Source organism: Clostridium sp. ZBS2 (assembly GCF_023845855.1).
Lineage (GTDB): Bacteria > Bacillota > Clostridia > Clostridiales > Clostridiaceae > Clostridium > Clostridium aquiflavi.
Map to the genome: position 1 here is coordinate 60,428 of NZ_JAMQIF010000014.1, position 21,186 is coordinate 81,613.

The 21,186-nt window shown below is 27.1% G+C and carries 20 protein-coding genes; 19 read left to right on the forward strand and 1 reads right to left on the reverse strand.

Annotated elements, in window-relative coordinates:
- The first annotated feature begins 180 nt into the window (after window positions 1–180).
- Both NG918_RS09055 and NG918_RS09060 read left to right on the forward strand, forming a co-directional pair.
- Window positions 181–813: a hypothetical protein gene (locus NG918_RS09055; RefSeq protein ID WP_252216439.1), complete on the forward strand. Its 633-nt coding sequence runs from the start codon at window positions 181–183 to the stop codon at window positions 811–813.
- Window positions 814–1,070: 257 nt separating this feature from the next.
- Window positions 1,071–2,369 (forward strand): DEAD/DEAH box helicase, encoded by a 1,299-nt coding sequence (locus tag NG918_RS09060; RefSeq protein WP_252216440.1) that lies wholly within the window; start codon window positions 1,071–1,073, stop codon window positions 2,367–2,369.
- 155 nt (window positions 2,370–2,524) lie between these two features.
- On the opposite strand, the gene glpQ is transcribed toward NG918_RS09060, so the two are convergent.
- Window positions 2,525–3,625, reverse strand: a complete 1,101-nt coding sequence (gene glpQ / locus NG918_RS09065) for a glycerophosphodiester phosphodiesterase (RefSeq protein WP_252216441.1) — start codon at window positions 3,623–3,625, stop codon at window positions 2,525–2,527.
- A gap of 539 nt (window positions 3,626–4,164) precedes the next feature.
- Here glpQ and NG918_RS09070 point away from each other — a divergent pair.
- The 17 genes from NG918_RS09070 to NG918_RS09150 all read left to right on the forward strand — a co-directional run bounded on the left by NG918_RS09070 (window position 4,165) and on the right by NG918_RS09150 (window position 21,155).
- Window positions 4,165–4,791 (forward strand): DUF47 domain-containing protein, encoded by a 627-nt coding sequence (locus tag NG918_RS09070; protein ID WP_061280548.1) that lies wholly within the window; start codon window positions 4,165–4,167, stop codon window positions 4,789–4,791.
- Window positions 4,784–5,782 carry an inorganic phosphate transporter gene (locus NG918_RS09075; protein WP_252216443.1) on the forward strand — a complete coding sequence of 333 codons (999 nt, stop codon included), beginning with the start codon at window positions 4,784–4,786 and terminating at the stop codon, window positions 5,780–5,782. Before NG918_RS09070 ends, NG918_RS09075 begins: the two co-directional genes overlap by 8 nt.
- Window positions 5,783–6,071: 289 nt before the next feature.
- A complete protein-coding gene (locus tag NG918_RS09080) occupies window positions 6,072–6,644 on the forward strand; it encodes an RNA polymerase sigma factor (protein WP_252216445.1) in 573 nt (190 codons plus the stop codon).
- Window positions 6,644–7,459 (forward strand): hypothetical protein, encoded by an 816-nt coding sequence (locus NG918_RS09085; protein WP_252216448.1) that lies wholly within the window; start codon window positions 6,644–6,646, stop codon window positions 7,457–7,459. The genes NG918_RS09080 and NG918_RS09085 overlap by 1 nt, the downstream gene beginning before the upstream one ends.
- A 267-nt stretch (window positions 7,460–7,726) precedes the next feature.
- A complete protein-coding gene (locus NG918_RS09090; RefSeq protein ID WP_252216451.1) occupies window positions 7,727–8,644 on the forward strand; it encodes a helix-turn-helix domain-containing protein in 918 nt (305 codons plus the stop codon).
- 153 nt (window positions 8,645–8,797) lie between these two features.
- A complete protein-coding gene (locus tag NG918_RS09095) occupies window positions 8,798–10,462 on the forward strand; it encodes an alpha-glucosidase (protein WP_252225737.1) in 1,665 nt (554 codons plus the stop codon).
- Between the two features lie 616 nt (window positions 10,463–11,078).
- On the forward strand, window positions 11,079–12,965 hold the full coding sequence (locus tag NG918_RS09100) for a BglG family transcription antiterminator (protein WP_252225722.1): 1,887 nt from the start codon (window positions 11,079–11,081) through the stop codon (window positions 12,963–12,965).
- Window positions 12,966–12,979: 14 nt separating this feature from the next.
- Window positions 12,980–13,381 carry a PTS sugar transporter subunit IIA gene (locus NG918_RS09105; protein ID WP_252225724.1) on the forward strand — a complete coding sequence of 134 codons (402 nt, stop codon included), beginning with the start codon at window positions 12,980–12,982 and terminating at the stop codon, window positions 13,379–13,381.
- A gap of 2 nt (window positions 13,382–13,383) precedes the next feature.
- The gene (locus NG918_RS09110; protein ID WP_003373783.1) at window positions 13,384–13,659 is read left to right on the forward strand and encodes a PTS sugar transporter subunit IIB; all 276 of its coding nucleotides are present in this window, start codon (window positions 13,384–13,386) and stop codon (window positions 13,657–13,659) included.
- Window positions 13,660–13,737: 78 nt separating this feature from the next.
- Window positions 13,738–15,087 (forward strand): PTS ascorbate transporter subunit IIC, encoded by a 1,350-nt coding sequence (ulaA, locus tag NG918_RS09115; RefSeq protein WP_252216460.1) that lies wholly within the window; start codon window positions 13,738–13,740, stop codon window positions 15,085–15,087.
- 79 nt (window positions 15,088–15,166) lie between these two features.
- Window positions 15,167–15,979 carry a transketolase gene (locus NG918_RS09120; protein WP_252216462.1) on the forward strand — a complete coding sequence of 271 codons (813 nt, stop codon included), beginning with the start codon at window positions 15,167–15,169 and terminating at the stop codon, window positions 15,977–15,979.
- A 16-nt stretch (window positions 15,980–15,995) separates the two neighbouring features.
- Window positions 15,996–16,922 carry a transketolase family protein gene (locus tag NG918_RS09125; RefSeq protein ID WP_252216464.1) on the forward strand — a complete coding sequence of 309 codons (927 nt, stop codon included), beginning with the start codon at window positions 15,996–15,998 and terminating at the stop codon, window positions 16,920–16,922.
- 451 nt (window positions 16,923–17,373) lie between these two features.
- Window positions 17,374–17,832: a hypothetical protein gene (locus tag NG918_RS09130; protein ID WP_252216466.1), complete on the forward strand. Its 459-nt coding sequence runs from the start codon at window positions 17,374–17,376 to the stop codon at window positions 17,830–17,832.
- 18 nt (window positions 17,833–17,850) lie between these two features.
- Complete coding sequence (locus NG918_RS09135) at window positions 17,851–18,282, forward strand: MarR family winged helix-turn-helix transcriptional regulator (protein WP_035783310.1); 432 nt, start codon at window positions 17,851–17,853, stop codon at window positions 18,280–18,282.
- Between the two features lies 1 nt (window position 18,283).
- Window positions 18,284–18,676 (forward strand): HsmA family protein, encoded by a 393-nt coding sequence (locus tag NG918_RS09140; RefSeq protein ID WP_165416873.1) that lies wholly within the window; start codon window positions 18,284–18,286, stop codon window positions 18,674–18,676.
- Window positions 18,677–18,896: 220 nt separating this feature from the next.
- Window positions 18,897–19,532, forward strand: coding sequence for a hypothetical protein (locus tag NG918_RS09145; RefSeq protein ID WP_252216473.1), 636 nt, complete (start codon window positions 18,897–18,899; stop codon window positions 19,530–19,532).
- A 378-nt stretch (window positions 19,533–19,910) separates the two neighbouring features.
- A complete protein-coding gene (locus NG918_RS09150; RefSeq protein WP_252216476.1) occupies window positions 19,911–21,155 on the forward strand; it encodes an HD-GYP domain-containing protein in 1,245 nt (414 codons plus the stop codon).
- Window positions 21,156–21,186: the final 31 nt, after the last annotated feature.

Here is a 21,186-nt window from a genome sequence, read left to right on the forward strand (position 1 = left end):
TACTTGGTTAAAGCTACTTTTATGAACAAAAATTAGAGAATATCTTAAGATATAATAGTAAGGCAAATTACCAACTAAAATTCACAATAATGTATATATTACNNGTAATATATACATTATTGTGGTATAATTGTTTCCGGAATAAAAATATATACTAATTTAAGAAGGGGTAGATAGCAAATGAAAAAAAAAGTAATAGCCTTTTTTTGCGGAGTAATTTGCACTCTATTAATAGTAGGGTGTAGTGGAGGCAGTAAAGTAAAAGAATTAACAGATCAGGATACAAAAACATATGCAGAACAAATGAAAGAAGATCCTTTATCTGGAGATATTAACTTGAATGGGGTCAAGTTATCGTTGCCTATTAATGTAAAAACGTTGGCTGATAATGGATTTAAATTTAATGATTATGATCATAAGTCACAAGAATTAGAAAATGATTATTATGTAGATGATATAATAATGGATGATGGAAAAAAAGGTGAGGATACTAGAATTAGGGTAACAATTTATAATAATAGTGGAACAACAGTGAAGTTAGATGATGCTAAAATTGGTGAAATCAAAATTAAAAAAAGTAAAGAACCTTATAAGAACACTGTTGTATTACCTAAAGGTATTACTTTAAATTCAACTTATGATGATGTTATAAATGCATATGGTAAGCCAAAAGTAGATTATATGAATGAAGCTGGTTTTGTTAATTACTTTACAAGCGATATTGGGGAATATGGTCAAAAGATGGAAATTTATTTTGATAAAACTACAAAAGTAGTTGATTCTATAGAATTAAAAAATATACCATATCAGTAATTAGTAAAGATAAAATCTGACATTAGTTCAATAAAAGTTTTTTATTGTTTCTGAGGATATTATAAATAAATGATGCTATTTTACTAAAATAATTGTATAATAATTATGAGAGACTCTCGCTATAAGTATGGGTTTGTTACTTACATATAGCTAGTGTCTTTCTTTGTTTTTTGTAAAGAAATAAATATAAGAGTTTATTTTAATAATATAATTTATGAGGGCAGTGAATTTGTATAATGCCCTAAAAAGGAGAAAAGATGTTATTTAAAGATTTAAATATAATAGAACCAATTCAGAAAGCTTTAACAGAAGCGGGATACACAAATCCAACACCAATACAAGAACAATCAATTCCATCATTATTAAAGGGAAAAGATTTTCTAGGATGTGCACAAACAGGTACAGGTAAGACAGCAGCTTTTGCTATTCCTGTTTTACAAAACATAGCAAAAAATCAAAAGAAATCAGATGAACCAAGAACAATAAAAGCTTTAATATTAGCTCCAACTAGAGAATTAGCAATTCAAATAGAAGAGAATTTTACTCTTTATAGTAAGCATACTAATATTAAAAATACAGTAATCTTTGGTGGAGTATCACAAAAACCCCAAACTAGAATATTAGGTGAGGGAGTAGATATCTTAATTGCAACACCAGGTAGATTACTTGATTTAATAGATCAAAAATATATTGATTTAAGTAATGTTAAACATTTTGTGTTAGATGAAGCTGACCGTATGTTTGATATGGGAATGGTTCGTGATGTTAAGAAAATAGTAGCTAAGTTACCAAAGGTTAGACAAAATCTTTTATTCTCTGCGACTATGCCTTCAGAAGTTAAGAGCTTAGTAAACAGTATTCTTAAAGATCCAGTAAAAGTTGAAGTAGCACCTGTTTCATCAACTATAGATACTATTACTCAAGGAGTATATTTTGTTACAAAGAAAGATAAGAAGTCTTTACTTGTTCATCTTCTTAAAGATGAATCTATTAAGTCATTATTAGTATTTTCAAGAACAAAATATGGAGCAAATAATATTGTAAAAGATCTTGCTAAGACTGGAACTGAGTCTCAAGCAATTCACGGTAATAAGTCTCAAAATGCAAGACAACTTGCTTTAAGCAATTTTAAAGAGGGGAAAATAAGGGTTTTAGTAGCAACTGATATAGCTGCAAGAGGAATCGATGTAGATGGATTATCACATGTTATAAATTATGATTTACCTGACGTACCAGAAACTTATGTACATAGAATTGGAAGAACTGGTAGAGCTGGACATAGTGGTGTAGCAATATCGTTTTGTGATGTTGATGAAAAAAGTGCACTTAAGGATATTGAAAAGACAATAGGAAAAAACATTCCTGTAATGAAGAATGTTGAATTTGAAAGAATAGTTATAACTAGAGAACCAGCTCAAAAGAAAGAAGCAGATAAGAAGACTACTGATGCTAATAAAAAACCAAGAAGAAATTGGTATGCTGATAAAAGAAGAAGCCAAGGCAATGGTAGTCAGCAAGGAAAGAGACAAAGTGGTAGAACTCAACAAGCTAGATAGAATATAAGTATATGATAAGTTTGTTGTAATACATATAAAAATTACCGATAGTTAGAAGAAAAACCTAAACTATCGGTAACTTGTTTTTATTTAGCCTGTTCAGGTATACTTATACATGGATTAATACGTGACTAAAGTATAAACATTTATTTAAATTATTTAATTGGTCCTTCGCTTTTAGCCTTTACTCCGATATCAGCGAAATCTGTAAATAAACCATCTACATTAACTTCAAATAATAATTTTCTAATGAATTGGTCTGCATCTTTAGCGTATTTTGGTAGATCATCTTTACGCACTGTATATGGATGTATTTCAAGATTATTAGCATGTGAATCTTTTACAAAGTTTGCATTAGCAACTAAAGCACTCTTCTTTTGATTTCCGTTTTCATCTAATATTTGATCTGTACATGGGCCTACGCCATCAGCAAATTTTGCAATTTCTTTTAATCCCTTAGCAGAAAGCATGTATGGAACATCATCGCCTTCATTATCTTCCCAATCTGAATGACCTATTAATTGAACTAATTTACATTTAGGGTTTAATGTTTCTTTAAAACTCTTTAAATAAGTTGGGTCAAAACATTGAATATAACATTTAGCATCTTTTTGGTTGTAACCATATTTATCAAGCATTTTTAAAGTGATAGCTCCAATATCATGTCCATTTTCTTTATAGAATTTAGGGAATTTTAATTCAGGATATATTCCCACATTACGTCCTGTACTCTTGTTAAGTCCTTGTATTAATTGAATTTCTTCTTCTAAAGTAGGTACCTCAAAATGAGAACTTCCTAGAGGAAATCTATCTTTGAAAACAGCATTTCCTGTATCAAGGTCTATACGTTCATGCACAGTAAGGTTTTTAATTTCTTTTAAAGTAAAGTCAACTATATAGTATCTTCCATCAGCACGTTTTCTGTTTGGATAAAGCTCAGCTACATTAGTTGTTGTATCTAGATGCGTGTCATGCATTACTACTGGAACACCATCTTTAGTAATATTAACATCTGCTTCTATATAATCTACTCCCATTGCATATGCTAAAGAATATGCTTCTAAAGTATGTTCTGGTAAGTAACCTGAAGCTCCTCTATGAGCAATTATTATTTTATCAGACTTATTAATACTTTGATTTGCTTCTCTTGAAGCTGAGATTGTTGCTGCATTACAGCTCACTTGTCCACAAACAACAAGACCTACACTTAAAACTAATGCAGTAGCTAAAGCTACTAATTTACGTGTTTTTTTCATTAATACCACTCCTAAACGTTTTCATTTAATTCGTAATAATAAAATTAAAAAAGCGCTATTAATAAAGGCAAAAAATGCATCTTTAAAAATAGCGATCAATAAACTCTCTTACTATAAAATATTATTCAATTATGGTTAATATTGCTACCACAATTGAATGATACTACAGATTTAAATTTCTAGCAAGTATCATTTAAGGATTTTTTTACCACAAATTTAGACATTGAATTTTAGTTTTTATATTAAATAATTTATGGTAATAATAAAATAAACCAGTTATTATGTAAATAATTAGTTAATTTATTATTTTTTAGGATAAAAATACATAATAAATAAACTTAAAAGTAATTATTTTACATACAAAATAATAGACTCTTATTAGCGTTTATAAGTTAAATACTTTACATAAAATATTAAATCTATGTTAAATTTCTAAAATTTTACTCAAACCAGTTTAAAAATTTACCACAAAAGGAATATAATTATTTTGGGGTTAAAATCAGATATAATATTTTTATATTAATCTAGGAGATGAAATAATGTTTAATTTTAATTGTAAAGAAGATAAATTTTACCAGATGTTATTAAAATCAGCTGAAATTGTTAATGAAGCGGCTATTGAATTGAGAAAAAGTTTGGAGTGTTTAGATAAGAGAGAGATACAAGTAAAGAATACATCAGAATTAGAAAACATTGGTGATGAATTAGTTCGCACTTTAATTAAAGAATTAAATGATGCATTTATAACACCTATAGACAGAGAAGATGTATATGAAATCATAAAAGAAATGGATAATATTTTAGATTCCATTAATTCAACAGTTCACAGATTTATAATGTTTGATATAACAGAAAGTACAGAAGAATTAAGAGAAATATGTAATATGTTAGTACAAGCTACTAAAGAACTTGTAGTTTTAATGAGTGAGTTAAAAATACATGGCTGTAAATCTAAAAATATAAATACTAAAATCATGAATATAAGTAAAATTGAAAGTGAAGCAGATAAAATATTTAGAAAAACTGTACAGCAATTATTTAAACATGAGAGAGATCCTATAACAATTATAAAGTGGAAAGAAATCTATCAGATTTTAGAAGACACAGTGGATAATTGTGAAAAAGTAGCTAATATAGTAGAAAGAGTTGTAATTAAAAATGCATAGTTCGTTAATTGTAACAATACTAATAATAATTTTTGCAGTAGCATTTGACTTTATAAATGGTTTCCATGATACAGCTACAGCAGTTGCAACTTCAATAACTACAAGGGCACTTACCCCTAAACAAGCTATTATAATATGTTGTATATTTAATTTTTTCGGTGCCTTTATGGGAACAGCAGTTGCAAAAACAGTTGGCGAGAACATTGTAAGCCATGCATCTATACCACAATGGGTAATAATGTGTGTATTAATTTCGTCTATAATTTGGAATTTACTAACATGGTATTTTGGAATTCCAAGTAGTTCATCTCATGCCTTAATAGGAGCACTTGTAGGAGCGGGAATTGCATATACTAGTACTCTTAATGTTGTTAATTGGTACAACCTTTTTCACAGCGTAATTTTATGGTTATTTCTTTCACCTGTGATAGGATTTATAGTTGGATATATATTAATGATAATATTAAATTTTGTATTAAAGTCTTATACGAGAACTGTTGTGAATAAGATATTTTTAAAATTACAAGTATTAGCTGGCGCATTTATGGCATTCAATCATGGTGGAAATGATGCGCAAAAATCTATGGGAATAATAACTATGGCGTTACTAAGTGGTGGATTAATAAGTACATTTGAAGTGCCTACATGGGTAATTTTTATTTGTGCATTATCAATGGCACTTGGAACTTCTATAGGTGGTAAAAAAATAATAAAAACTATGGGAAGTGGAATGGCAAAATTAACTCCTGTAAATGGATTTGCAGCTCAAACTGGTGCTGCTTGCGTAATATTAACAGCAACATTATTTAATGCACCAGTAAGTACAACACATATAATAACAACAACTATAATGGGGGTTGGAGCATCTAAAAGATTTAAAAATGTAAAATGGGGAGTAGCGAAACAAATAGTTTGGGCATGGTTTTTAACTATTCCAATAACAGCAATATTTTCAGCATTGTTTATATTAATAATTAAATTATTTATATAATAATGAATACATAACATACGCAATAAAAATAATTTTATAGCTATATAATTAAAAGTGCTATCTTTGAAATAAAATGTACTCTATGATTTAAATACATTTTATAATCAAAGAGCGCTTTTTTATTTGTTTTAAAAGTCTTATTTTATTTCAATAGACTATAAGTAAGATGAATATATAAAGTTAAAAAAATATTAAAAAAAATCTTTTATTATAAATGAACCATTTTTAAAGTTAAAGTCTCTTATATATAGATGCATCTAGAGAGGCCTTTAAGGAAGGAGATATAAAAGTGAGTGAAAAAGAACTTGTTCAAAAAATCCAGTCTGGTGATATTAACGCTTTAGGCGAAATATTTGAAATATACAAAAGTCAATCATTAAAATATGCATATTTAATTACAGGTAATAAATTTACTAGTGAAGATATTGTACAAGAAGCATTTATAAAATGTTATTTAAGTGCTAAGAGTCTAAAAAATATAGAACAATTTAAACCATGGTTTTTTAAGATTCTAACAAGAATTGCCTGGAAACATGTAGGTAAAGAGAAAAAAGCTTTGCCTTTTGAAAATATTTTTGAAAAAGCAAATGATGAAAGTATTGATAAATCAATTGATATATATATAAGAGACCAAGAGGCAGAAACACTTCATGCTGAAATTGAGCATTTGGATTTAAAGCAAAAAACAGTGATAATACTTTTTTATTTTAATGGATTAACTGTAAAGGAAATTGCAAAAATTATGGGATGCTTTGAGGGAACGATAAAATCAAGGCTTTATACTGCAAGAAAAAAATTAAAAGAAACCTTATCAAAAGATAAAAAGTGTGAAATATCAAAAGCAAAGGAGTGTGAAGTTTAATGGACAGAAAATTAAATGAAAACATAGATGAAAAAATTATAGATTGTTTAAATAAAAAATCTGATGAAATTTCAGCTCCAGAAAATATGTTTTTTAAAATTAGAGCTGGAATTTTAGAGGAAAAAGATAGGGGAGTGTTATTTAATATGAAAATTAGATTTTTAAAAGCGAAAACCATGATAGTAGTAGGCCTTTTATTTATAGCAACAACTGCAACTTGTGTTGCAGCAACAGGAGGATTACACTGGAATTCAAGCAGTTCTAGAATGAATGAAATTAATAAGTTTCCAACAGAAGATGTAGTTAAAAAAACAGTCGGCTATTGTCCTAAATATGTAGATGAATTTTCAAATGGATTTAAGTTTGAATCATTTAACTTTTCAGATAGTTCATTAGAAAATGATAATGGTGATTCAGTTTTAAAAACTAAAGATGCAAATTTCAGCTATAAAAAAGATGGTGCTAGAAAAGATCAAAGTTTATTTTTGGAAGCAACACCTATTAGTGAAGAATATTTTAATAAAGATTCGGAAGATAAAAAAGATATTACTGAGTACAATGGAATCAAGGTATATTACAACAATTTTAAATATAAAGCTGTACCAGTAGATTACGTAGAATCAGAAGAAGAATCAAAGTTAATTCAAGAGGGAACTTTGCAAATTGGATTTGGAGCTGATGAAATTAGTGAATCTAATACACAATTTGTAAGATGGTATGAAAATGGTATTCAATATAGCATTATGAATATGGGGTATGATGATGTTGATAAAGATCAAATGATTGAAATGTCTAAAACAGTTATAAATAAATAACATTAAAAAAGAGAGAGTAGTTTTTAGATTTAGAATGCATTATATTTCAAATGTATTTTAAAACAAATAACTACTCTTTTTATTATTGCAACAACTATACAAAAATTTAATATTATAGAGTTTAATTAATACTATTAAAGAATTTTATATTAGATAATTATATTGATTTAATGTTATAGTAATCTAAATTTAAAATATTTTTATATAGTAAAATTATATAAAAAGTAGTGAAAAAAATAATTTATATTTTGGGTTAGAGGTTAGATTATGGAAAAAAATCAACTTAAGGAAATTAAAAAGCATGGAACTGTAAATTTTCCATGTGCATTTTACTATACAGGAAGTGATTCGGAAGATTTAATCGTGAAACACCATTGGCATGATCAATTAGAGTTAATTCACATGAAAAAAGGTGAATTTCAAGTAGAAATAGATATGGATAAGCATGTTGTACATGAAGAAGCTATTTGTTTTATCAATAGTGAGGAGCTTCATTTTATCAAATCAAATCACCCGTGCAAAGAAAGTGCTATTGTTTTTGATTTAAAAATGCTTAGTTTTGATATGTTTGATTCTATACAAGGCTCATTAATTCAACCATTATTAAATGGTGAATTAAAGATGCCACATTTTATTTTTAAGAAAGAAAAATATGGAGAAGAAATTTTAAAAGAGTATTATGAGATTTTAGACGCATATAAAATAAGTGGACAAATATCACAAAATCCAGAAGGTAATATTGCAGAAAAATTATCATCACAAATAAAAATAAAAGCATCTTTATTAAAAATTTTAGCAATACTATATGAAAATAATTTGCTTATAAAAGAGAATGATAACAATAAAGATTATAGAGTAGATTATATAAAAACAGCTATTTCTTATATTCAAAATAATTATTCAGAAAAGATACATATAAAAGATTTAGCTAAGCAAATTAATATGAATGAACAATACTTTTGCCGTTTTTTCAAAAGGATGATTGGTAAAACGCCTATGGAATATGTTAATGAATATAGAATAAAGAAGGCTAAAGAACTGTTAAGGGAAACTAATAGGCAAGTCATGGATATATGTCTAGAGTGTGGATTTCACAATATGGGGAATTTCATTAAGGTATTTAAAAGGCATACAGGAATAAATCCAATGAAATACAGAAAAGATTTTGGTAATAAAAAGTCATAAAAACGTAACTTTAAATCATTAATACGTAAGAAAACTCAAATTTAAGATTGTATTATATAATTATAGTAAAACAACGAGAGTCTTATGAGGAGGTGAATTTTAGTGAGAGATTTATATGAATTTAAATATTTAAATCTCTTACTAAATATAATTATGATAAAAAAATGGTGGCATGACAAAGTAGCATATCAAATATATCCTAAAAGTTTTAATGATTCTAATGGAGATGGAATAGGTGATTTAAGAGGAATTATTAATAAACTTGATTATCTAAAAGAATTGGGGGTAGATATAATTTGGATTTCTCCAGTTTATTGTTCTCCAATGGTAGACCAAGGATATGATATTTCTGATTATTATAATATAGATCCTAGATTTGGAACAATGGAAGATATGGATGAATTATTAAAGGAAGCTAAGAAAAGAGATATGCATATATTAATGGATTTAGTTGTTAATCATTGTTCAGATCAACATGAATGGTTTAAAAAAGCAATAGAAGATCCAGAGGGAGAATTTGCTGATTATTTCTATTTTAGAGAAGGTAAAGATGGAAATCCACCTTGTAATTGGCGTTCATATTTTGGTGGAAGTGTATGGGAAAAGATACCTAACAGCAATAAATACTATCTTCATTTATTTGCAAAGGAGCAACCAGATTTAAATTGGGAAAATCCTAAACTAAAAAAGAAATTATATGACATGATTAATTGGTGGCTTGAAAAGGGTTTATCTGGATTTAGAATTGATGCGATTATTAATATAAAGAAGGATTTAAGATTTGAAGATTTCCCATCTGATAGAGAAGATGGACTTTGTAGTATGCACAATATGTTAGATGCAGCTGAAGGTGTTGGGGATATGCTTAAAGAATTAAAAGAAGAAACTTTTGATAAGTTTGATGCTTTTACAGTTGGAGAAGTGTTTAATGAAAAAGAAGGCGAGCTTTATAAATTTATAGGCAAAGATGGTTATTTCTCTTCTATGTTTGATTTTAGTATGAACATACTAGGAGAAAATGAAAAGGGTTGGTATGGTTATAGAGATTTTACTCCAAACGAATTAAGAAAGGCGATTTTTGATAGCCAAATAAAAACAGCTGATATTGGATTTAAAGCAAATATTATTGAAAATCATGATGAGCCAAGAGGGGTAAGCAGATATCTTCCTACTGAAGAGTGTAATGATTATAGTAAAAAGATGTTGGCAGCTATATCACTTATGTTAAGAGGAATTCCTTTTATTTATCAAGGTCAAGAGCTTGGAATGTCAAATAATAAATTTAATTCAATAGAAGAAATTGATGATATTTCAACAATAGGTCAATATAATGTTGCAATTGAACATGGCTATAATAATGAAGAAGCACTAGAAATTGTAAATAAATATAGTAGAGATAATGCTAGAACACCATTCCATTGGAATGATAGCAAGAATGCAGGATTTACAGAAGGAGAGCCTTGGCTTAAAGTTAATGAAAACTATAAATCAATTAATGCAGAATCACAAATTGATGATGAAAATTCAGTGCTTAGTTTTTATAAAAAGCTTATAAAATTAAGAAAATCTGATGAATTTAAAGATGCTATAGTATATGGTAAGTTTAAGCCAGCATTAGAAGAGCATAATAATATTTTTGCTTTTTACAGAGAGAGCTTAGATAAGAAGTTAATGTTAGTAGCTAATTATCAAAGAGATGAACAAGTAATTGAACTATCAAGTTATAAGAACGTATTAATTAATAATTATGAAACAGTAAATGTTGAAGACAAGAAAATAACATTGCAAGGATATCAAGTATTAATTTTAGAAATTTAATAGTAATATAAATAGTAGTAAAACTAAGTTTTTAATTATTTATTTGATTATGCTTTAACAATAACACTTAAGAAAATAATCTTAAATTTTAGAAGGCTATAGGGATAAGAAACATCTCTATAGCTTTTTTTTGCTATATAACGATGTATATAATTTTATTTAAAAAATCGGCTCTGTTTTAAATATACACTTCTTAGGCATAGATTACACTACGCCGAAATACAGTTTAAAAATTAAAAATTGAAAATCAATAATAGGAAAAAATTTCCTGGGAAATTTCAATATATATTTTAATTCACTACATCATTTTTAACTAAATAGGATGTATCCATTTTCTATATTAATAAAATCTAATTAATATTAAGATAATATAAATATTAAACAGATTTGTTGGTTTAATAGAATATTGTTTTTAGTACAAATCGTATAATTATGATTCCAAAAAACAAATTTTAATGACAAAATTCTATATAATAAAATATAAAAAGTACTTAAAGTATAAACTGAAATTTAAATATATTATAAAAGTTGCCACAATTCGTGAAGTAAATTGGTATAGAAGAAACTAATGAAACCGACTACAATAATGACATAAGGTAGCTTGAGGAGGGAAAAGTTGATTACACTTAACAAGAGACAGAAGGATATAATTAATTTTTTAGAATCAAAAGATGAATATGTAACAATTGATTGTATTGCTAAGTTTTTTGAAGTTAGTTCTAGAACAATTAGGAATGACTTAGACTCTATTGAAGATTTAATGAAAGAATCAAATATAATTCTCGAAAGAAAGCCAAGAGTAGGAATTAAATTAATTCTTAAAAATGGTCAAAATATTCAAGAAGTAATAAATGAACAAGATTATAAAGTTTATTCTTCTGATGACAGAATAACAGTAATTATATTGAGTTTAATTATAAAAGGTAAAGTGACAATAGAAGAGTTAGCTAAGGATGTTGATGTTAGTAAGAATACATTAGTTCAAGATTTTAAATTAGTAACTGCTAAATTAGAAGAATATAATATACAGGTTTCAAAGAAAACATATTACGGAATAACTATAAATGACAATGAAGAAAAGATAAGAAATGTTTTCTTCAGTATATATAGTAAATTAAGTGATGAGCTGAAACATGATATTAAAAAGAGATTAATGCAAGAAACAAACTTAAAAAATTCTTTTATTAAGGAAAAAATAGAGAAAGTAGAAAAAAACATAGGCACAGTATATTCTGAAGAATCAATAGAAGAATTAGAGATTATAACTTTACTATCAATAAATAGATATAATAATAATTTCAAAATTGATTATTCTGAAAAAGAAAAAAGCAGTTTAATAAGAAGAAGAGAATTTAGTGTTTTAAAAGAAATCTTAAGTTTAGATGATTTAGAAATATGTTATTTATTGAAAATATCTGATGGATCTAGAAGAGCTGTTGGAGGAGAAGTAAATAATATAACACAAGAAATATTAGATGAACTTTGCAAAACTCTTAATATAGACTGTAGTAATGATTTAGAATTTACAAGCCAAATAGCAATGCATTTAAAAGTAGCAATTCATAGAATAAAAAACAATTTAGTTATAGAAAATCCTATGTTAGAAGAAATAAAATACAAGATGTCTTTCATATACCAAATAACTGAAACTATACTATCAAGCAAAGAAGACATCATAGGTGTAAAGTTCCCAGAAGAAGAAATAGCATATATGGCAATGTACTTTGATGCTATATTTGAGAGAAATATAAAATCTAAATTTACATATAAAATTTTACTAGTATGTAATGGAGGATTAGCAACATCAAGTCTTTTAAAAGTAAGAATAGGGGCTATGCTTCCTGAATTAGAAATAAAAAATGTATGTAGATTAAAAGATCTTGATAAAGAACTTGAAAATACAGATATAGACTTTATAGTAAGCACTATTCCAGTTAAAGCGGATAAATACAAGGTTATAAAAGTAAACCCATTATTAGATAATAGCGATGTAGATAAAATTAAAACTGAAATTTACAATAAACGTTATGAAAAAAATTGTGAGTATTTAATAGATTTAGTTAAGAGTGATAATGAAAGTGAAATAATTAAGTTATTACCACAAGATGTTACTCAATTAGATGTAGATATTGATGACTGGAAAGAAGCTATAGAAGTAGCAACAAAACCATTAGTAAATAAAAATAAGATAACTAAAGATTATTCAAAAGAAATTATAAAAGTTATAGAGAACTTAGGTAATTACATGGTATTTATACCTAAAGTAGCATTTGTTCATGCTACACCAGATAATGTTTTAGAAAATTCTATGGCATTATTAACTCTTAAATCAGAGATACAATTTGGCAGTAAGAACAAAGTTCCAGTTAAAGCTATGGTTGTATTAGCAAATAAAACTGAGAATATGAATTTAGTAAACTTATTAGAAATAATTACAAAAGACCAGAATATAGAAAAACTTAAAAATGCAGCAAACTATGATGAAATAAAAAGTATAACTTAGGAGAGGTAATATAAATGCTAGTAAAAGTTGTTGATAGAGTAGAGGACTATAAAGAAGCTATAAAGCTTTCTTGCGATATATTAGAAGAAAACGGAATTGTGGAAAAAAGATATTATGATTCTATATTAAAAAAGATAGAAGATCTTGGCCCATATTTTTGTATAGCTGATGGGGTAGCAATGCCGCATGCAAGACCAGAAGATGGAACTTTAAAAGAGGGTGTTAGTGTTGTAAAACTTAACAGTCCAGTAGATTTTTTAGGAAAAGAAATAAATGTGTTTTTTACACTTTCTGCAAAAGACAATGACTCACACTTAGATTTATTAAGAAAAATTGCAGAAGTTTGTATGAATAAAGAAAAATTAGATATAATAATAAATTCAAAATGTGAAAAAGAAATCAAGGAGGTACTTTAATTATGAAAAAGATTATGGCAGTTTGTGGATCAGGTTTAGGATCAAGTTTTATGGTGGAAATGAACATTACAGATGTATTAAGAGAATTAGGAGTAGATGATCAATATGAAGCAAATCACACATCTTTAGCTGACGTAACAGCATCAGATGCAGATATATTTGTAACAGGAATAGATTTAGCAGATAGTGCAAGTCACTTACCAGAACTTATAGTTTTAGACTCTTTATTAGATAGAGATGAATTAAAGAGAAAGATTCAAGAAAAAATAGGTCTTTAAAACAAGTAAAGTGGTAATTTAAATTACCACTTTACCAAAAAATAAATATGTAAATTATTAAGCTTAGGAGGAATTATAATGGGTGGTATTTTAAAGGTTGCAGTAGACTTTTTATCAGAACCAGCAGTATTAATAGGTATTATAGTTTTAGTTGGATTAGTACTTCAAAAGAAACCAGCTGATGCAATAGTAAAAGCTACATTAAAAGCAATGGTTGGATTTGTAGTTATAGCATCAGCAGCAGGCGTAATCGTTGGATCATTACAACCATTTGGAGTTATGTTTGAAGCTGGATTTAATATATCAGGGGTTATACCTAACAATGAAGCTGTAGTAGCAATGGCTATGGACAAGTTTGGAACAAACACAGCTTTAATTATGACTTTTGGTATGATAGCTAACATAATAATAGCAAGATTTACAAAGTATAAATACATATTTTTAACAGGTCATCATACATTATTTATGGCATGTATGATAGCAGTTATATTAGGATCAGCTGGAATGAGTGGAGCTCACTTAATCTTCACAGGTTCATTAGCATTAGGTCTTATAATGATCTTATCACCAGCTATATTACAACCGTTCATGAAGAAAATTACAGGAAATGATTCTGTTGCACTAGGTCACTTCTCAGGAATTGGTTATGCAGTATCAGCTATAATTGGTAAATTAGTAGGAAAAGGTTCAAAATCAACAGAAGAAATGAAAGTTCCTAAATCTCTAAGTTTCTTAAGAGATTCAGTGGTTTCAATTTCACTTACAATGTTAGTATTATATGTTGGGGTTGCTATAGCAGCAGGTCCAGAATTTGTAGAAACAGAGTTATCAGGTGGAAAGAACTTTATTGTTTATTCAATGATTCAAGCATTAACTTTCGCAGCTGGATTTATATTAATCCAAAATGGTGTTAGATTAGTACTTAATGAAATAGTTCCTGCATTTAAAGGAATTTCAACTAAGTTAGTTCCTAATTCAAAACCAGCATTAGATTGTCCTATAGTATTCCCATATGCACAAAATGCTGTATTATTAGGATTTATCTTCTCATTCTTAGGTGGAGTAGTATCAATGTTAGTATTAGGAGCATTAGGATTAGTAATCATAATCCCAGGTGTTGTTCCTCACTTCTTTACAGGAGCTACTGCAGCAGTATTTGGTAATGCAACAGGTGGTAGAAGAGGTGCTATGATAGGTTCATTTGTAAATGGAGTTATGATTTCATTCTTACCAGTAGCATTATTACCTGTACTAGGAAACTTAGGTTTTGCTAACTCAACATTCTCAGATGGTGACTTTGGAATAGTTGGTATATTCCTTGGTAAAGTTCAAGAGTTTGTTGGAGGAGTAGGATTAACTGCAACATTACTTGGAATAGTTGCTATAATGATAGGCTTAACAATGGTAAGCAAGAAAAAAGAAGCATAAAAAAAGAATAAATATATAATAAAAAAATGAGGAATTTAATTCCTCATTTTTTCAAATATAAAATTGGAGGTAACAATCTATGAATAAGCAACATTTAGAAAATATATCAAAAGAATTAAGAAAAGATATTATTGAAATGATTTATGAATCAGGTTCAGGACATCCAGGTGGATCTTTATCAATAATAGATATAGTTACATATTTATATTTTGAAAAGATGAACATAGACCCTAAAAATCCTAAATTAGAAGGTAGAGATAGATTTATTTTAAGTAAAGGTCATGCTGCACCAGCACAATATTCAGCTCTAGCTAAAAGAGGATTCTTTGAAAGAGAAGAATTAAAGAATTTAAGAAAATTAGGATCATTTTTACAAGGACATCCTGATGCAAAGAAATGTCCAGGTGTTGAAATTTCTACAGGATCTTTAGGACAAGGATTTTCAAATAGTTGTGGATTAGCTTTAGCATCTAAAATGGATAATAAAAGTGAAAAGATTTATGTTGTCTTAGGCGATGGAGAGATACAAGAAGGAATCGTTTGGGAAACAGCTATGGCAGCTGCTAAATTTAAATTAGATAATTTAGTTGCCATTGTTGATAAAAATGGAATACAACTAGATGGAAGAACATCAGAAATAATGGATGTAGATCCATTAGGGGATAGATGGAAAAGTTTTGGATGGAATGTTATAGAATGTGACGGACATAATTTTGATGAAATAGATGAAGCATTTAATAAAGTAGGACAAGTTGAAGGAAAACCTACAGTTATAATAGCTCATACAATCAAAGGAAAAGGTATATCTTTTATGGAAGACAACGTTGCATGGCATGGTATGGCTCCATCAAAGGAACAAAAAGAACAAGCTATAATTGAATTAAGTAAATAGTAGGAGGAGAAAGCACATGAAAAGAGCAACTAGAGAATCATATGGAGCAACTTTAGCTCAATTAGGAAATGAAAATAAAAATATAGTAGTATTAGATGCGGATCTTTCAAAAGCTACTAAATCAGAAATTTTTGCAAAAGCACATCCAGATAGATTTATTAATGTTGGTATAGCTGAACAAAACATGATTGGTATGGCAGCAGGTCTTGCCAGTGGTGGAAAAATACCTTTTGCTACTACTTTTGCAGTTTTTGCAGCAGGTAGAGCATTTGAAGTAATAAGAAATTCAGTGTGTTATCCAAATGTTAATGTTAAAATAGCTGCAACTCATGCAGGAATAACAGTAGGTCCAGATGGTGGATCGCATCAAGCAATAGAAGATATCGCACTTATGGCATCATTACCTAACATGGTAGTTTTATCACCAGCTGATGATATTGAAGCTTGCAAATGTATTAAAGCAGCTGCTGAAATTAAATCTCCTGTTTATATAAGATTAGGAAGAATTGCATTAGATGATATATATACAGAAGATTATGATTTTGAAATAGGAAAAGGATCTACTTTAGTTGAAGGAAATGATGTAACAATAGTTGCAACTGGAATAATGGTTCATAAGGCATTAAAAGCAGCTGAAGAACTTAAAGCAGAAGGTATAAATGCTAGAGTTATAAATATTGCAACCATTAAACCAATAGATGAAGAAATAATAATAAAAGCAGCTAAAGAAACAAAGGGAATTGTAACAGTTGAAGAACATTCAATAATTGGTGGGTTAGGTGATAGAGTAGCAAGTGTAGTTTGCGATAACCATCCGACTATGGTTAAGAAAATAGGGGTTAATGATGTATTCGGAGAATCTGGAGATCCAGATGGATTATTAGAAAAGTATGGATTAACTATTGAAAACATTAAGAAAGTTTCTAAAGAGTTAGTAAAATAAAGTTTTATAATTTGTTGATATTATAGTATAGAGTTTAATTTATAAATTTTTAAAATAGTTTCCAACATAAGCTTATTTTTATACTGCAATATCATAATGTAAATTAGCCATATTAGTTTATAAAATTTATATATTTAAAGTAAGGATGTATCAATATTTTGTTGTGATATGTCCTTATTTTTTGTATATAGAATTTTATATTATAAAGAAATTAAGTACATATTTTAAATTGGAAGCTGCAGAGTTAATGAGTGAAGCACAGGTTTTAATGTTAAAATATAAATTTTGAGAAAAAATTAGTTATTAAATACTAATGTCTAAATTATTATTTATATTTTAAGAAAATAATTCCTATTTAATAGATCTTATTGACAATGTTTATTTTTGTAGTAAAATAGTTTGCATAGGAACCATTTAGTTTCAATACAAACTGTTTTAAGGAGGAAAACTTATGAAAGTTTTAGATAGATTTTTAAAAGTAGAAAAAAAGATTTTATTACTGATAGCAGGATTAGTTTGGTCTTTTGCAGGGTTTAGAGTATTAATTTTAGGAATAGGAGATGTAAATAATAATAATGGTAATTTCATTGTTGATTTAATATTTGCTGCTATTATTTTTGGTATATTTTTTAAGTTTGTATTTAACAAAATGTATAATAAGCACACTAAAAGAATTGTAACTAGTGAATTAGAGAGGCATTGTATATTTTCATTCTTTGATGTTAGAAGTTACTTTATAATGGGATTCATGATTTTTTTGGGAATAAGTGTAAGAAATTTAGGTATATTCAATCCTGTATATGTAGGAACATTTTATATGGGGTTAGGATGTGCATTGTTTATGGCAGGAATATTTTTTCTAATAAGTTCGTTAAATTTTAAAAAAGTAAAATTAAGATATAATAATTAGATTTTGGAGGGAAAATAAATGAAGAGTGATTCATTTCAGATTGCAATGCTAATAAAGGAGATATATTCAAGTACTATTGGATCAGTAAGTTGTGGTTTAAAGGAAGTGGGACTTACACATCAACAAATTATGGTTATAAAGTTAATAGCACATAATAAAAAAGTTAATATATCTGAACTATGTGAAAAGATGTCTTTATCTAAAGGAACTGTATCTGGAATAGTTACTAGGTTAGAGTCATTAGGATATGTAAAAAAGATTAAATTAGAAAATGATAAGAGAAATACTTATGTTACATTTTCAAATGAAGGATTAGAGTTTGCAAAAGAATATAAAAATAAAATTAATGAGAGTTTTGATAAAGTATTTAAAAATTTAACAGAAGAAGAAATCAAAGAAGTAAAAAGCAGTTTATTAAAACTTAGGGATAAAATAAAGGAGAATGACTAGTATGGATATGAAATTAATTTTAGCAATTATTGCAATAACATTAGCACTTGTATTTTATACAATAGGTGTATTTGGGGAAAGAAAGGCAAAAACACTGAAGAAGGGGCATGTAATTATATTTTGGTTAGGACTTTTATGTGATACTATAGGCACACTTTTAATGGGACAAATATCTAAATCTCAAGTGCAAATTGCAAATACAGCAACACAAACTATTCATGGAGTAACAGGGGGATTAGCAATAGTATTAATGTTATTTCATGCAGTATGGGCAACATGGGTATTATATAAAAATGATGAGAATAAGAAAGCTGTTTTCCATAAGCTTAGTATAGCAGTATGGTTAGTATGGTTAGTTCCTTATATTATAGGGATGATTATAGGTATGTCATAATTAAATAAAAATTTTATAGATATAAATATATTTAAATATTGCTCGATATCTTAAAGTAGAGGTAAATGTTTAAATATATTTATATTTTTTATTATTATTTTGAATATATATAATCAAAATACAATATTTGGACAATATGTACAAATATTGATATAATTTAATATAGAATACTTAGATTATTTATTTTTGTAAATTTTGGTTATTGAAAGGGTATAGAATTATGACAATTATAGATATTTTGGAAAAAAAATATTCAAGTAATCCATCAGTTATAAGATCATTAGAAATTATTAAAGATAACTTTATAAACTTGGTTAACGATAATTATGAATTAGTTTTAGATGTAAAAGGACAATTAAAAGTAAGAATTCCTAGTCTACAAAATAGAAATGAATACGAATATAATGACATAAGTGATTATGAATATCCATTAGTAATGTGTATGAGAATTTCAGAGATAAAAAATAAAGATATATACAAACATATAATATCTCAATTTATTGAGTTATATAAAGATAAACTAGATGTGTTTTTTAAGGATGTATCTACAGTAGACAAATTAGTAAGTAAAATAAAGGATACTAAAAAAATTATAAACTTTATTACATATATATCAATATTTGTAGTAATCTTTTCATCAATATCTTTATGCATATTCTTAAATTTATCTAGTACAATGAGATATGTAATAATAATAGCAATTATAGGATTCTTTTTAACTATGATAACTGTGCAATTCACTAAAGAAGAACGAGTAAAAAGAATAGTGGATGGGTATATAAGTGTAATAAAGACAGATTGGTATCAAAAAGAACTAAATAAGCAACATGCTTTTTTCTGTCATCTTATAGAATAAATAGGCTATGTTTTAGCAGGGGGTTGTGAGATATAGATAAGTCCAACTTCAATGTAAAATAATCTATTGTAAATATTAACACATATTTTAAAATAGGGTCAATAAATAAAAAAGAGCTATTTTCAAATTTTAAATAATAATTTTGAAATTAGCTCTTTTTTATATTTCTTTTTTAATATGGGTTTTATAAAATGAAAATTTAAGTACACTAAAATAGCAAAAATTTTTTCTACTATAGATGAGATTAAAACAATCGATATTTTAAGAAAAAGAAAATAATATTTAAATATTGATATTCTTATTATTGGAATTAAAGCAAAATAAGTATAATATATGTATAAATAAGAAATTTTCAAAGAAGGGTAAATAGGAGATACAATGAGAAACGTTACTTTAAAAGATGTAATAATAATAATGCAAAGGGCATTTAATGCAATGGACAAAAGATTGTTAGACCATGGAGAAAAAGTATCATATATATTATTGAAGCTATTGCAAGCTGATGGAAGTTATACTGATGATGAAGTTTTAAAATTATGCACAGTAGCAATATTTCATGATATAGGGGCATACAAAGTTTCAGAAAGAAATAAACTTATAGAAATAGATTCAATAGCGCCAATAAATCATGCTATATATGGTTCATTATTTATTAAATATTTTTCACCTGTATCTGAGATGCATAAAGTGGTATTAGGCCATCACTTTACAGACACAGAGATTAAAGAAAAAAATATTAAAGATATGCCAAATGAAGCTCTATTAATGGGATTGGCAGATTATATTTCATTACTTCATTTAAAGCATAATAAAATAAATAAATCATTAATTATAAATAGAACAAAAGCATATAAAAAAGAAAATATAGATTTATATTTAAAAGCTTTAGAAACAACAGATTTTAATAAAAAGCTTGCGGATAACACATATAAAGATGAGTTAATTGAATTTTTTGATAAGAAATATATTAGTAGAGAAGAAATCATAAATTATATAAAGATGTTAACATATGCAATAGATTTTAGAAGTGAGATAACAGTAAAACATACTATAGTGGTACAAGCTATGAGCTATGAAGTAGCGAAATTGATGAATTTTGATGATGACTTGTGTATAAAAATTAAAATTTCAGCTATGATTCATGATATAGGAAAGATAGCTACTCCTATAAATATTTTGGAGAAGCCAGGAAAACTTACAGATGAAGAATTTGAAATCATGAAAGATCATGCTATTATTGGATACAAAATATTAAGTAATTTGGATATAGATGATATTAGAGATATAGCTATGGCTCATCATGAGAAATTAGATGGAACAGGATATCCATTTGGTTTAAAAGGTGAAGAAATATCAAGAGAAGCTAGAATAGTAGCAATTGCAGATATTTTTAGTGCACTAATGGCTGTTAGAAGTTATAAAGATGAATTTAGCAAAGACAGAATAGTTGAAATACTTAAAAATATGGCAAATAGTAATAAAGTAGATTACAACATAGTTCAATTAGTTGTAGAAAATTATGATTATATAGTTGAAAGAGTAAAACAAGAAACTGATGATTTAATAAAAATATATGAAGATATAAAAAATGAATATGTTGATTTGTTAAACAAGTTATTATAAAGGAATGTTAAAAAATAGAATAAAATAAAAG